The sequence below is a fragment of the Clostridium sp. D33t1_170424_F3 genome (assembly GCF_015667585.1).
In the GTDB taxonomy this organism is placed as follows: domain Bacteria; phylum Bacillota; class Clostridia; order Oscillospirales; family Acutalibacteraceae; genus Anaeromassilibacillus.
In genome coordinates, this window is sequence record NZ_JADPEG010000008.1 from 108,844 (window position 1) to 122,795 (window position 13,952).

Here is a 13,952-nt window from a genome sequence, read left to right on the forward strand (position 1 = left end):
ATAATGAATTCCTCCTCATTTCACCGTGTCTGCGCGCCGATTCCGGCTTTGCACAGCTCGTGCAGTTTTTTCGCGAACCCTGCGTCATTCACCGCAAGAACTCCGGTTCGCTTTCCTAGAGCCATGCTGATTTCGTCCATGATGGCCGCCGTCTGCACGACGTCCACCCCAGCCTCTTCCGCTGCAAACCGCACGCCGCCGGCGGAACGGGGGGAAAAATCCGCCGCCAGGATCACCAGCCGGGCCTGCCCTTTGCGCAGGGACTCGATCACCGGGTCGCTCCCCAGAGAGAGCCTTCCCGCCCTTCGCGCGAGTCCCATCAGGTTCAGAAGCTGTTTGTTTTCGCCATTCATTTTCCGATCTCCTCCTCCATACGGTCAAAGACCTCTGCGGGAATCTGACAGGAGAAGGCTCGTTCAAAACGCCTTGCCTTTCGCGCCGCCCGGAGGCAGTCCGCGCTTTTGCAAACATACGCGCCGCGCCCGGGCTTCTTACCCGTCAGGTCCAGGGAGATTTCCCCTTCCGGCGACCGGACCACCCGGACCAGTTCCTTCTTCGGTTTGCTTTCCCCGCATCCCGCGCACATGCGCAGGGGAACGCGCTTTTGATGCATGGCACACACCACCTTTCCCGACTGTGTTTTTCTGGCCTGCTATATGAAAACAACACGGTGATTGCCGCGCTGTGTTATCCCTCGGTTTCTTCCTGCGGTTCTTCCGCCGGTTCCGGCGTTTCCTGCGCGGGGGCAGCTTCCTCTTCGCCGTAGAAGCCGCTTTCCGGCTTGATGTCGATCTTCCAGCCGGTCAGCTTCGCGGCCAGGCGGGCGTTCTGGCCCTTGTTGCCGATGGCCAGAGAGAGCTGTCCGTCCGGTACGCTCACGCGGCAGGCGTGGGAGCCGTCCTCCGCCACGGTGACGGTGAGGACGTTTGCCGGGGAGAGCGCCGACGCGATGAACTGCGCCGGGTCGTCGCTGTACTCCACGATGTCGATCTTTTCGCCGCCCAGCTCGTTGACGATGCTGGAGACGCGCGCGCCGCGCGTGCCGATACAGGCGCCGACCGCGTCGACGTCCGGGTTGTGGCTGACGACCGCCAGCTTGGTGCGGGAACCCGCCTCGCGGGAAACCGCTTTTATCTCAACGGTGCCGTCGTAAATCTCCGGCACTTCCGTTTCAAACAAACGCTTGACCAGATCCGGATGCGTGCGGCTGATCATGGCGCGCGGGCCTTTTTCCGTTTCGCGCACGTCCGCTACATAGACCTTGATATGGTCGCCCTCTTTCAGCTCCTCGTTGCCGACCTGCTCGTTCTTCGGCAGGACCGCCTCGGCTTTGCCGATTTTCAGTGTGGCGGCGCCGGTGCGAGGGTCGATGCGTTCCACCAGCGCGGAGACCAGCTCCTGGTGCTTGCTCTGGAATTCCTGCATCATCTGGCCGCGCTCGCCGTCGCGGATGCCCTGGCGGATGATATTGCGGGCCGTCTGCGCCGCAATACGTCCGAACTCCTTGGTGTTGAGCGGGACATTGACGATGCTGTCCACCGCCGCGGAGGGGTCGATCTCGCGGGCCTTTTCCAGCAGGATTTCCCTGCCGGGATCTGTCAGCTCTTCCACCACGGTCTTGCGCAGGAACACCTCAAACGCGCCTTTACCCGGCTCCATATTGATGATGGTATCCTCGTTGCCGTAGCTGTTCTTGCATGCGGTTACGATGGCCTTTTTGATCCGGTCCACCATAAAGTCGACCGGGATGCCGCGCTCCCGTTCCAGCAGGCCCAACGCTTCAAAAACTTCGCTGTTCATTCCTCAATCCCTCCAAAATCGTCTTCCGCCAGGCGGACGCTGGACGCGTCCCTGCGCGGAATCGCACGTTCTTCTCCCTCAGCCGTCCGCAGAAGCATCGTGCTGTCTTTGTAATCCGCCAAAACGGCGGTCAGCTCCCGTTTGCCGTCCTCGCCCGGACGGATCAGCCTGACATGCACGGCGGCGCCCAGATAGGCGGCAAAGTGCTCGTCGCGCGTGAGGTCCCGGTCGATACCGGGCGAGCAGACCTCCAGGCAGTACGCCTGCTCGATCGGATCCAGCTCATCCAGGGGACCGTTGATGGCGCGGCTCATCGCCTCGCAGTCCTCAATGCCGACGCCCTCCGGCTTATCGATGAATATGCGCAGGAACCAGTCCGCCCCTTCTTTGACAAACCGGACGTCCCAGACCATCAGGCCCAGGTCCCGGGCGATGGGTTCCGCAAGCTGCCGCACCAGGGCGACCGTATTGCCGCCTTTCTTTTTTGCTGCCAATGATTTCACCTCATAATGCAAACAAAAGAGTGGGTTGCCCCACTCTTTCATCCTTCATAATATTACTTTTGTTATTGTACCACACCTCTCCCCAAAAAGCAAGACTTTCAGTCGGGACCTGCGGTCCGCACGGCCCGCCCCACGCCCAAATAAAATCGCATTCGAGCAGGGGCGGGACGGAAAGAACCATCTCCCGGGGATCTGCGGTCCGCCCCACACCCAAATAAAGTCGCATCCATGCAAGGGTGGGATGAAACGGACAACTTTTCGGGGCTTTGCGGTTGCCGCGCGGTACATATTCCCGCGCGGCAGGAAAGAAGGACTCTATAGAAGTAGTATAACCCGGTTTCCTGCCTTTTAAAAGAAAATCTCTTTGCAAAGGCTTTATTTCACGCAATTGCGCAAATTTACCCTGCTGTCCATTGGAATGGTATAGCAGAACTTCCTTTTCGCTTAACGGGCGCGGCATGGATAAATTTCAATGCCGCGCCCGAATGTTTTAAATTGGATCGTCAAGCCTCTGTGCGCGGCGCTGTTTTTAACCGATCGTTACGACGCACTGCTTTTGCGGCGCGCTGTTGGCCGCCGCGATATAAACGCCGGTGCTTTCGCCCGCCTTGCCGACCGCGTAGACAGTATAATAGTAATCGCTGCCGGCCTGTCTGACAAACTGCGTCTTGAGCACGCTGCCGTTGCCAACGGTAAACTGCGGAACCACGCCGTCTGCCGCGGTCACTTTAAAGCAATAGCTGCCGCCGTGCCGCAGCGTGAAGTCCGCAGTGGTATCGCAGCGGACAACTGCGGGAGCAAGCACGCTCTGCGCGGCAGACACCACCGCGTAGCCTTCTTTGCCGTAGGTATTCCGCGCAGGCATCCGGCTCGTCTGCTTTTTGCCCTTGGACGCTGGCAGTTCCGGCGTTGCGCCGGGGTCCTTCACCAGCAGGGTACGGGCGTTCCGCATCTGGGTGCAGGCACTCTGCACGTCCTCCTGTGTGGCGTTCGGGTTTTCATAGACCGTGCGCGCCAGCCGCAAAGCCGCGCGGTACATGGCGGCGCTCGGCGCGGTATACCCGCTCAGGTCGAGCTGTTCGCCCTCCGCGAGCAATTTTTCCAGCAGCGCCTTATCGGGCTTCACGCGCAGAGCCAGCATGGTTTCCAGCAGGCGAGCCGCCATCGCGTCCGTTTCGTTCTGCGTGGCGTTCTTATTTTCCAGAAGAAGCTTTGCGTCGTCCAGCGCTTTCAGGAATGATGCCTGTCCCTCGGGGATATACTGCTCCGCAAGCTTTGGCGCCAGCTCCTCCGCTTTCTCAACAAAACGGCGCAGGGTTGAGGTGTCCGCCGTATCGACCAGCCTGCGCATCGCATACGACAGGACGTTATAGGCGCTGTCGAGTTCTGCGTCCGTCGCGTCCGGGTCCTCCAGAATGGTCTGCGCCACAGTCAGCGCCGCACGGAACACGCTCCAGCTCGGCGCGGTATAGTTTTCCTCTCTCAGCAGGAGGGCGGCTTTGACGAGCGCATCCAGTTCCGGATGTGTGGGCGGTTCCACCGGTTCCAGCGCGGCCAGCGCCTGCGCCAGATCCTTCTGCGCGTTCTGCACGTCTTTTTCAGTTGCGTCTTCGTTCTCCATCACGCGGTTCGCCGCCACCAGCGCGCTTTGCAGACCGGCCCAGCTCTCCGCTGTATAGGCGGATGCATCCAGACCGGCTGTGCCCGCGATCATCTCTGCCAGCGGTTTTTTATCCCCCTTGAGGACAAGGGCTGCCATGGTCCGCTGCAGCGCTGCTTGCGCGTTGTTGACCTGCAGCTGCGCCGCTTCCCCGTCCGCAAGAACCTTTTCCGCTTCATCCAGCGCACGGAGGAATTCCGCTTTGCCCGCAGAAGTATACCGGTCGATCGCCTCTCTGACTGCCGCCGCCTCGGCTACGGTCAGTTGTAATTCGTCGGTATTGGCGCGTATTTTCAGGTTTTCCAGCGCGCTGTGCAATGCACCGTATGCGTTGTTGATCTGTTCCTGTGTGGCGTTGGAATTCTCATAGACGAGCTTCGCCTCATCCCAGGCCTTGACCATATCCGCCCAGGTAGCAGGTGTGAAATCCTCCTCATCCGCAACGTCGCAGAGCTCGAACAATTCTTCCAGACCGGATTTGTCCACCGGAACGGACAGCGTCACGGTGACTGTAACAGCGGAGGCCGGCATCGTGAACGTATAGGCTTCACCCGCGGCGACCTCCGTCACCTCTACGGAAGCACCGCCCGCGGCTGCGACCGCAATGCTCTGGAATCGCTTACCCGCTTCGACGTCCGCGATGCGCACCGTGACGGTCTCGCCCGCCGCCGCGCTTTGCCTGTCGGCTGTCACGGCGGCGCTGCCGCCGACGACGTCCGCGACAGTCACGGCATGGGCTTCCGGCTGCGGCTCCTCGTATGTCTCATACAGGCGGAATTCCGAAGCGCTGGCAAACCCGGCCATGCCCGCGTGGATTTCAAAGCGGATATAGCTGCCCGCCGTCGGCTCAAATTCCAGCCACTTTACTTCCGTATTGCCGGCGAGCGTATAATCGCCCACCTTGACGGCGCTTTCGGCGTCCGCGCCGACATAGACCGACAGGCTGGTGATGATGCCGTTCGTCTGGCTGTCCTGGCGCGGCACATACTGCACCTTGTGCAGCACATGCGGATTTTTGAGCGTGGCCTCTACGGTTACGGGATACTGGTTGACCTCGTCCCATTTGCTGTGCCATTTGGTGTCATTGTTGTTGTCAAACGCGTTTTCAATGTCGGTATTGTTGTTCGGCTGTGTGGAGCTGGCCGCGACGGAATCGATTTCCGTCCGGCTGAGCGGCGCGGACGCGTCATACAGGCGGAATTCCGAGGCGCTGGCCCATCCGCCGACGCCCTGTGTAATCTCAAATTTCACATAGTCCGCTTCGACGGCCTCAAAATTCATGACCTTGGTGGTTTTATCGTTCACGAGCGTGTAATCGCCCACCTTGACGGCGGATGCGGCGTCCGCGCCCGCGTAGACCGCCATCTGCTGGATGGTCCCGTTGTCCGTTTCGTCCTGACGCGGGACGTACTGCACCTCGTTGATGGTATGCGTTTCGTTGAAATGAATTTCCACAATATAGGGATAGCTGTTCGGCTCGCTGATTTTAGTGTGCCAGCGGGTGTCGTTATTCCCGTCAAAGGCGTTTTCAATCGCCACCTGATCGCGGTCGACCGAATTGGCGGAGACGGTAAAGGCGGAGCTGGGAATCGGGTCCGTGCGCGGCGGGCGCGCGACGATCACATTGATATGTACCGGCTGACTGTATCCGGGCGCCTTGCCGGTAATCGGATAGACGCCGTAGGTGTTGATGTCCACGGGACTGCTGTCCCAGAAGACGGTGACCGGATACGTACCGCCGTCCTCCATCGTCGCGGTCAGCTGATTCGGCAGATGCAGGAAGAAGAGCACGTCGCCCTTTTCCACGCTGACGTCGCCCGGCTGTTCCACCGAGACAACGGTATATTGCTGGCCGTCCGCCTGGTTCAGCAGCCAATCCGCGTCCTCCGTGAGCTGTGCGGGCAGCTTGTCCGCCAGCTCCGTGCTGAGCAGGTAATTTCCCCGGAAATTTGTGATCCAGTTATTTTCGCCCTCCTCCGTGTCGAGCGCGGTCAGGCCGGTCAGGTCCGGCAGTGCGGCAAGTTTGTTGTTGCTCAAATTCAGCCGCTGTACCCCGGTCAATCCGGCAAACGCCGTTTCTCCAATGGTTTCGATACGGTTGTTCCAGAGTGAAAGGGTGGTCAGGGCTTCACCCAATCCTTCAAACGCGCCATCCGGAATACCGGTGACACGGTTCCCGCTGAGGTCGAGCGTCTCCAGCTGAGAAAGGCTGCGGAACGTCCCGGGTACAATGGACTCCAGATAGGTGGTGGAAACGATCAGGGTTTTAAGCTTCGGCATGGCTGCAAACGCGTCCGCCGGAAGCGCCTTGATCCAGGTGTCGTTCAGGTCGAGCGTCTCCAGATTGTCCAGGCCGGTAAGATCGACGTAGGGCGTGTCCTCGTCCACATAGGTCCAGTTTTCCAGCACATTGCTGGTGAAATCGATGGAACGGATGCTGTCCGCGCCCGCAAAGGTTCCGGTGGGCACGTTGTCGATGGCGTTGCGCCGGAAATCGACGTGCTTCAGATTGCGCAAGCCTTCGCGGTCAAAGTTGCCGGGCTCCAGCGCCTCCAGATTGTTCCAGCTGAAGAGCAGGTTTTCCAGACTGTCCAGACCGTCAAAGTGCATTTCGCTGAAAACTTCAACCTCGTTGTACTCCAAATCGAGCGTTGTGAGCTGGGACAACCCCTCAAACGCCCCCACAGGCGTCTGGGAAAGACCGTTGTACGACAGGTCGAGCCATTCCAGACTTGGCGGCGCGCCCTCAAACGCGCCGGGCGCGATGTCCGCGATGTCGTTTTCATAGAAGTACAGCTCCCGCAGGGCGGGCAGATCCAACGTTTGAAGCGCCCCCTCCGGCAGCTCCGTAAACGCTTCGTTGGAAAGGTCCAGAACTTCCAGTGTGTCCGAAGCAATTTCAATTGCGGAAAGGTCCGTGAAACCGTTGTTTTCCAAATTGAGATGCATCAGAACCGGAAGCGCGGACAGCGATTCCGCCGCAATGGCAGTCAGGCTGTTGCGGCTCAGGTCGAGCGTTTGCAGGTTTTCCAGATTTAACAGCTGGAAGCCCGCAAGGGAGGCGATCTCATTCCTGCGCAGGTCCAGTTCCGTTACCTGCGCAAGGTCGTTTTCATGCAGCGTTTCGGTCCCCGCCGCGTTACAGAGCGCCGCATAAAGGTTTGCATCCGGAATGCCTTCCTCAGAGCAGGCAATTTCCGGTCCGGGGTCGTCCTGCCCGCGCGCCGCCTGCGCGGAAAAGCTCACACAGGAAAATACCATGGCCAGACAGAGCAGCAAAGACAGATACTTTTTGAACATGAAATCACTCCTTTTCATAAATTTTCTTCTACTTCGATCATAATATATTACCTATAATTTGTAAACACATCAGCGTATTTATTATTCAATATAATTAAATTCCCGCAAAAAAGAATCCCCCGAAAAATTCAGGGGATTTCGGATCATGTTATTTTGTTTCTAAACCGGCGCAGAACCGCACAAAAGCCGGGAATGCTATAACCATGTTAAATGGTCTGCCGGAAAAAGTTTTTCATCGTCTCCGCACATTTTCAAGTGTGGAAGATCGGCTGGCATCTGCTCTTTCCGGAATCTTATTCCTCCATCTGCTTTGCAAGGAAGCAGGCGGCGGTCTGCACAATCTTTTCCTCTGTCTCTCCGGCAGGCTCTTTCGTCTCGCCGCTGAGCAGGATCACCGCGCCGGTCACGTCGCTGGCGGCAATGATCGGATAGATCACGCAGGCGCTTTTATCGACGCCCTCAACCGGACGAACCTCGCCGTTGTCTTTTCCGCTGACATACGAATGCCGGTTCTGCATGTATTCCTCCAGTTCCGGAGAAACCCGGCGTTCCAAATACTCCTTTTTGGACACGCCCGCCGCGGCAATCACATGGTCGCGGTCACAGACAACAGCGGGCAGGTTGGTTACCTTTGCCAACACCTCCGCGTACTGGCCCGCAAACACGGACATTTCGCCAACCGGCGAATACTTCTTAAAAATAACACCGCCCTGCGCGTCTGTAAAAATCTCCAGCGCATCCCCTTCACGGATACGCAGCGTGCGGCGGATTTCCTTTGGGATTACGACTCTTCCGAGATCGTCGATACGTCTGACAATTCCTGTGGCCTTCAAGATAATTCCCTCCTGATCTATTTAATGAGATACATTCACCTGTCAATCCGGACCCACCACAGGGCGGGGACGTTCCTCACGCCCTGTTTACCATTTCAAAACGGCGTTTGATCCGGCATGGTCTTATTATCCACAGGAAACTCCTGTCTATACAGGTTTTGACAAGGCAAATTTTGTCCTCCGGTCAGAACGGCGCGTGCGAAAGTTTATTTCAGCACAATACCCGGAGCTGCGGTCGGCACGGCCCGTCCCATATCTCAATAAAATCGCAGCCATACAGCGGAGGGACGGAAGGAACCTGCTCCAAGAAAACGCCGGCAACCGCGCCCCCCTTGCACATTGAGGGTGTACAAACAGAAAAAAAGTCGTATAATAGAAGCATCCTATTACAGGTTGGAGGGTTTCTTTTGAAAAATTGGATTCGACTGGGCGCTGTTGCACTGTCGCTGGCCGCCGCACTCGCGTGCACCGGCTGCGCGGCCCGCATGCCCGTTTCCTCAGAGGAGTTTCAAACGCACGCGGAGAGCGCCGGATTTATTGTACAGGCGCCTGAGATGAACTCAGAAGACGTTGTGGATTTCCGCATTGCACTGGACCAGGAAGCCGGCATGGAGATCGACTTCGCCGTCTGCAAAGACCAGCAGACCGCCGTCGACACTTATAACAGCATTAAAAACAACATTAAAATGACTGATCTGGCAAAAACCAACAACGTGGATTCCTCCGCCTACAGCCGTTATACTGTGGAGAACGGTGAAATTTATTACGTGGTGGTCCGCTTGGAGGATACCGTGGCGCTCGGCAAGGGCAAGATTATTCATCAGAACAAGATGAACACCTTGTTTGACAGTATCAAGTATTGACGCAGGGCCATGCAAAGATGACAAAACGCCCGTAGGGACAAGAATGAAACTTGTCTCTACGGGCGTTTCGCATGTACTGTGACGGAAGATAGACGCGTAAAGCAAATAGAAAACCCCCGGCGGCTGCCGGGGGTTTCGTGTGTAAAAATTACGCTCTGGGGTTGCTGATCAGATCCGGATAGCTGCCACTGCTGAAATTCCAAACGGAAGTATCAAAACCATTCAGGGCGTTACCGGATTGCAGATTCGCTTTGCTGGTTCTGGTAAAGCCATTCGCAGAACCAGAAGTATCGGATTCCGCGTAAGAAGAAGATGTGCTGCCTAAGTTATAGCCGACACTGATCGAACCATCCGCAACAGAATTCACATTTCCATTATGAACAACGTAACAGGATATAATACTTCCTGTGTTTGCCTGATATCCTGTAAAGCCGCCAACATATTGACGTCCAACGATATAACCCGTAGGTGCGCACCAACTATTCCGAATAACCGCACTGCTGGTATTTGCACCGACCAAACCGCCTATTTGAATCATATTTTGCTGAACATTGCCTTTATACCCCTTATTAATGGAGCCTTTTGCCCAACACTGATCCACGATGCCGCCGTTGGTATTATAGCCCACAATACCACCTACTGCAGAATATCCTACCAAACTGACGTCCGAGCTGCAGTTGCGGATTACGCCGCTGCTTGCTCCGGTGATTCCACCCGCAAAGGTGCCGGTTCCCATTGTTGTTGTACCATAAAGCGCGCCTGTTACCAAACCATTCACATGACAATTTTCGATGGTTCCGGTGTTCTGGCCAGCTACGACACCGATAATGCCAGCCCCTTTAATATTCGCGTCTTTTAAGGTCAAATCTTTAATGGTTCCTCCATTATTGGAAAACAAACCAATACCAAATACGTCGCCTACATTGCTAGGCAGGCAAGTCATATCAGAAATAACTTTGTTGTTGCCATCAAATACACCGGTAAATTTTATATCAGCGTCACTGTCTGTAAAGCCCAACGGTCTCCAAAGAGTATTCTTATTAATGGAGAAATCATTTGCTACCACAAAATTATGGCTCATATGATTGGCTACTTGTTTTAACTCGTTCTCATTATGAATGATATGAGGATACGGACAATTATCCGGATTCTCCGGCTCCTGCAACTCCAGTCTGACATAGAACTTCATCTCCGCAAAACGATAATTCGCAACATTCGGCTCTGCAGAGAAATCATCCGGATAAGTCACAGTCTGGGTTTGAGGTGTTTCATCAAACACATAGGTATAACCAGCCGGTGCTGTCGGCAGATTGTTCTTTACGACATCATTCGTATCCGTCAGCGTGTAAGAACCGCCCTCCGCTATACTGATCGTCTCGGTATGTGTTTTTAAAGTCTTGCTCGGGTCCACTTCTCTATCAATGTAGTTGATCTTAACCTGCACGTCCACTTCAACCGGCGGGTCCGCTTCCACAATGAACGTTACATCGGAAGCCGTATCTTCGCCCGTCAGCTCAGACTGATAGCTCTGCTCCGGGTCTGCAAAATGGTAACCCTGCGGCAAACCAGGCGCTGCCAATGTTTCTGTCACCGTATAGGGGAACGCGTTGGATTTTGCAGTGATCGAATAATCCTCGCCGATCTTTGTACCGTCCGCCAGGGTATAGTGGATGACGATCTGAACGTCTTTCGCTTCTGGCTTCGTGCTTCCGCCCTCATCCGGGGTTCCGCCGCCCGCGCCTTCGTCCATCTGATATGCGTTGAACATCAGGTCCGCATGATAGTGCTTGCCCTGGTACTCGTTGCCCACCGTCTCCGGCAGATAGCCCGCGATGACATAGGTTGCGTCTTTGCCTGCCGGGATCATCGCCGTGGTGTACATGTTTTCGGTTTCCAGCTTGGTGTTGTCTGCCGCCGCTTTGTCCGGATCGGCAACAGATTCGTCATAGAGCTTATTCAGATTGACGCCGTCAATTCTTTCCCAGACGCCGTCGACATTCTTGTAAACAAAAATCTTCAGGACCTTCTGCAGGCCGTTGGTGCAGTTGCCATTTTTTGCGCCGTCCCAATCAACGGTGTTGTCATTGTTGGTCAGCTCAATGTTCTCTTCGCCCTCTGCGCATTTTTCACCCAGATTGACAGAGATGTCCACTTTTGTGGGCAGTGTGCCGCGGTTTTCGATCTGCACCGGCTTGAAATAGACCGGAACCGGCTTATAGTCGCTGTCCTGCATCCCGTTGGCCGCAACGTTGTTGTCCAGCTCGTTGCCAAACGCAATCTCCGGCTCCAGTTCCTTATAGAAATTTTGATACTGCATCGGGCGCAGATTCTCAAACTCCAACGGCTTTTTGGTCGTGTAGTCCGGATCGGGATTAACCTCAATATCCAGAATACCTGCCGTAAAGTTTGCGTCCACTTTTTCCGTGTCGGTAAACCATGCCATTGTTCCGCCGACCAGAAGGCTGAACACCAGCAGGACGGATACCGCAGACAAAAGGATCCTGCTTTTTTTCGTCTTCATGTTGCTTCCTCCACATCTTTTTTATTAATATGTATTTTAGCCGCTCCAGCGGCATAGGCGCCATTAAAAATGGGTATACTATTCCCATAATTTACATGTTATTCATATTATATCATTCCAATTCTATAATTGAATGCTTATCGGAAAAATATTGGCTATATTCAGGTATTATTTACCACTTATCATGGTAAATTGTCCTACAACTTTTGAGACAAAGAAAAACTCCTCCGGCATATGATCCGGAGGAGTTTTCTATATTTAATATCCTGTCAAAACAGTTTACCGCCTGCGAATGCGGCGAATACCATACCCAGAATTCCAACATATAAAAGAGTGGCAGGCAGGTTGCGGAATGCACGCGGTACACAGCCCTTTTTGCAGCGCGCCTGCGCTTCAGCGAGCACCAGGGACGCAAGATAAAACGCGATTCCCGTTCCCAGCGCGAAGCCAACCGCCTCCCAGCCCGTATAACTGAACCGGCGCTGCACATACGGCATGGCAAGCACGATACAGTTGATTGCCGCGGGCGCGAGCACCGGGGCAATCTTCTGGTACAGCTTTGGCAGCAGGAACCGGCATAAAAACGCGGCGGCCAGATAAATCAGGGCGGCGCAAGCCGCATAGACCGAAGGCCGCAGGAACAAAATCGTGCTGTCCGCTGCCAGGAGGGGGCCGACCGCCCCCGCCAGCAACAGGGTAAACAGCGAGAACAATCCTACAAAGAAGCTGTACAGCCCCATCAGGCCGGGCCTGCGCGCGGCGCGCAGTACGCGGCTGAATCCTACGCCGCCGGCAAACAGAACATTTTCCGCCGCTGCAGCCGCCAGCGCGGCCAGACACAGCTTGGCAAACTCACTCATGCGCGCGGCGCCTCCTTTCCGGATTTCTTCTCACGCCGCAGGTTGACCCCCTGCACCAGCGCGGCCAGAAAGCCCAACACGATAAATCCGAAGAAGGGCAGCGCCGTTCCCCTGTCGGCGGGGATATAGAGTCCGGTGCTGCTGTTCCATACACTGCCGCGCTGCAGGTATTCGCGCAGGCAGGCCACGGCGCACAGCACCAGCGAGTATCCCAGCGCACAGCCGAGGATGTCTGCCAGCACCGCGCGCAGCAGGTGCGCGGGAGCATATTCATTGCAGCGAGAGAGCACCATGGAATTGCAGATCATCAGTCCCGCGAAAATCCCCATCGTGTTCAGCGATCCGGGGAACATCTGGTTGACCAGCCACGCGGCGGGCAGATAGCATACCGCGCTCACTGCCAAAACCGCGCCGGGACGCAGCCAACCGGGCAGAAATTCCCCAATCAGGCAGAATATGACGCCCGTCGGCAGGGAGATAAAAAGCATCAGCAGGGAAAGCTGCACCGCCATCCGCAGGTTATATCCCGCCGCGACCACCGGATAGAGGCCCAGCGCGCCGATCAGCACAGGATTTTTGAGGAACAGCCCGTTAAAAAAGATCGTGCGGGTTTCCCGCAGGGAACCGGAACGTTTTTTTTCTGCAGTTTTACGTTTCAATGCGTTTCCCTCCCCAGGCGCGCGCCCTCAGGACCGCGCGGTCCAGCAGCGGCGCAATGGCGTTGCACGCCAGCACCGCGAAGCACGCGCCCTGTTCATAGGTGCTGAAATGGCGGAACGCCATGATGACCGCGCCGCCGAGCGCCCCATACAGGCAGCGCCCCACTGACGTGCGCGGCGCTGTCACCGGGTCCGTCATCATAAAGACGGCGCAGAAAAGCAGCGAGCCGGACATCAGTTCATATTTGACCGAGGTCAGCGGGCTGCACGCGATGCGCGGCGCGGCGGCGGCGATCCCCGCCGCGGCCAGCAGGAAGAACAGCGGCGCTTCCCAGTTCGCCGCGCGCCGCAGAATCAGGTACAGTCCGCACGCGCCGATGACCAGCACGGCAGTCGCGCCGACCGGTCCGGGGAACTTGCCCCAGAGCATCTCAAGCGGAACAATGTCCGGCTTTAAATGATCCTTGAGCACCGCGGCAGGCGAACTGGCGGGAATCAGCGCGCTGTGGCCCAGCCACTGCGGCAGCCAGCCGACCGGCGCGGCATATGCGAAGATCCGCTGCGGCCAGCAGATCGTGACAAACGCCACGCCCGCCGCCGCGGGGTTAAACGGGTTGTGGCCCGTGCCACCGAAGGGGCCGCGCGCCACCCAGACCGCAAACAGCGCGGCGATAGAGGGTACCCAGTACGGCACGCCGACCGGCATCAACAACGCGATTACAAAGCCTGTCACCAGAATGGATGGATCAGAGAGACTGGCAGGCTTCCTGCTGACCAGACAGAATGCCAGCTCCGCCAGACAGCACAGACCGACGGTCAGGGCCGTGGTCAGCAGCGGACCCCAGCCGAAATAGACGGTGGGCAGGATCAGCAGTGTGCAGAGCGCCAGGACCATACTGCCCAGCATAGTCCTGGACGTCCGCTCTTTTTTCAAACAGACCGGTTCTTTCATG

General features: G+C 56.5%; 11 protein-coding genes. 1 reads left to right on the plus strand and 10 read right to left on the minus strand.

Annotated elements, in window-relative coordinates:
- Window positions 1–20 precede the first annotated feature (20 nt).
- The 6 genes from I4V53_RS07125 to I4V53_RS07150 all read right to left on the minus strand — a co-directional run bounded on the left by I4V53_RS07125 (window position 21) and on the right by I4V53_RS07150 (window position 8,096).
- A complete protein-coding gene (locus tag I4V53_RS07125) occupies window positions 21–353 on the minus strand; it encodes a L7Ae/L30e/S12e/Gadd45 family ribosomal protein (protein WP_195984934.1) in 333 nt (110 codons plus the stop codon).
- Window positions 350–613, minus strand: a complete 264-nt coding sequence (gene rnpM, locus I4V53_RS07130; protein ID WP_050696541.1) for an RNase P modulator RnpM — start codon at window positions 611–613, stop codon at window positions 350–352. The genes I4V53_RS07125 and rnpM overlap by 4 nt, the downstream gene beginning before the upstream one ends.
- 74 nt (window positions 614–687) lie before the next feature.
- Window positions 688–1,800 (minus strand): transcription termination factor NusA, encoded by a 1,113-nt coding sequence (gene nusA, locus I4V53_RS07135; protein ID WP_195984936.1) that lies wholly within the window; start codon window positions 1,798–1,800, stop codon window positions 688–690.
- Window positions 1,797–2,303, minus strand: a complete 507-nt coding sequence (gene rimP, locus I4V53_RS07140) for a ribosome maturation factor RimP (protein WP_353616492.1) — start codon at window positions 2,301–2,303, stop codon at window positions 1,797–1,799. The genes nusA and rimP overlap by 4 nt, the downstream gene beginning before the upstream one ends.
- A gap of 529 nt (window positions 2,304–2,832) precedes the next feature.
- The gene (locus tag I4V53_RS07145) at window positions 2,833–7,263 is read right to left on the minus strand and encodes a leucine-rich repeat domain-containing protein (RefSeq protein WP_195984940.1); all 4,431 of its coding nucleotides are present in this window, start codon (window positions 7,261–7,263) and stop codon (window positions 2,833–2,835) included.
- A gap of 293 nt (window positions 7,264–7,556) precedes the next feature.
- Entirely contained in the window at window positions 7,557–8,096 is a 540-nt protein-coding gene (locus I4V53_RS07150) for a stage V sporulation T C-terminal domain-containing protein (RefSeq protein WP_207747857.1), read from the minus strand.
- 407 nt (window positions 8,097–8,503) lie between these two features.
- On the opposite strand from I4V53_RS07150, the gene I4V53_RS07155 reads away from it, so the two are divergent.
- The gene (locus I4V53_RS07155; protein ID WP_195984942.1) at window positions 8,504–8,959 is read left to right on the plus strand and encodes a hypothetical protein; all 456 of its coding nucleotides are present in this window, start codon (window positions 8,504–8,506) and stop codon (window positions 8,957–8,959) included.
- A 148-nt stretch (window positions 8,960–9,107) separates the two neighbouring features.
- On the opposite strand, the gene I4V53_RS07160 is transcribed toward I4V53_RS07155, so the two are convergent.
- The 4 genes from I4V53_RS07160 to I4V53_RS07175 all read right to left on the minus strand — a co-directional run bounded on the left by I4V53_RS07160 (window position 9,108) and on the right by I4V53_RS07175 (window position 13,951).
- Window positions 9,108–11,480, minus strand: coding sequence for a TasA family protein (locus I4V53_RS07160; protein WP_195984944.1), 2,373 nt, complete (start codon window positions 11,478–11,480; stop codon window positions 9,108–9,110).
- A gap of 269 nt (window positions 11,481–11,749) precedes the next feature.
- Complete coding sequence (locus I4V53_RS07165) at window positions 11,750–12,340, minus strand: Rnf-Nqr domain containing protein (protein WP_195984946.1); 591 nt, start codon at window positions 12,338–12,340, stop codon at window positions 11,750–11,752.
- Window positions 12,337–12,999: an Rnf-Nqr domain containing protein gene (locus I4V53_RS07170; protein ID WP_195984948.1), complete on the minus strand. Its 663-nt coding sequence runs from the start codon at window positions 12,997–12,999 to the stop codon at window positions 12,337–12,339. Before I4V53_RS07170 ends, I4V53_RS07165 begins: the two co-directional genes overlap by 4 nt.
- Window positions 12,989–13,951 carry an RnfABCDGE type electron transport complex subunit D gene (locus I4V53_RS07175; RefSeq protein ID WP_195984950.1) on the minus strand — a complete coding sequence of 321 codons (963 nt, stop codon included), beginning with the start codon at window positions 13,949–13,951 and terminating at the stop codon, window positions 12,989–12,991. The genes I4V53_RS07170 and I4V53_RS07175 overlap by 11 nt, the downstream gene beginning before the upstream one ends.
- Between the last annotated feature and the right edge of the window lies 1 nt (window position 13,952).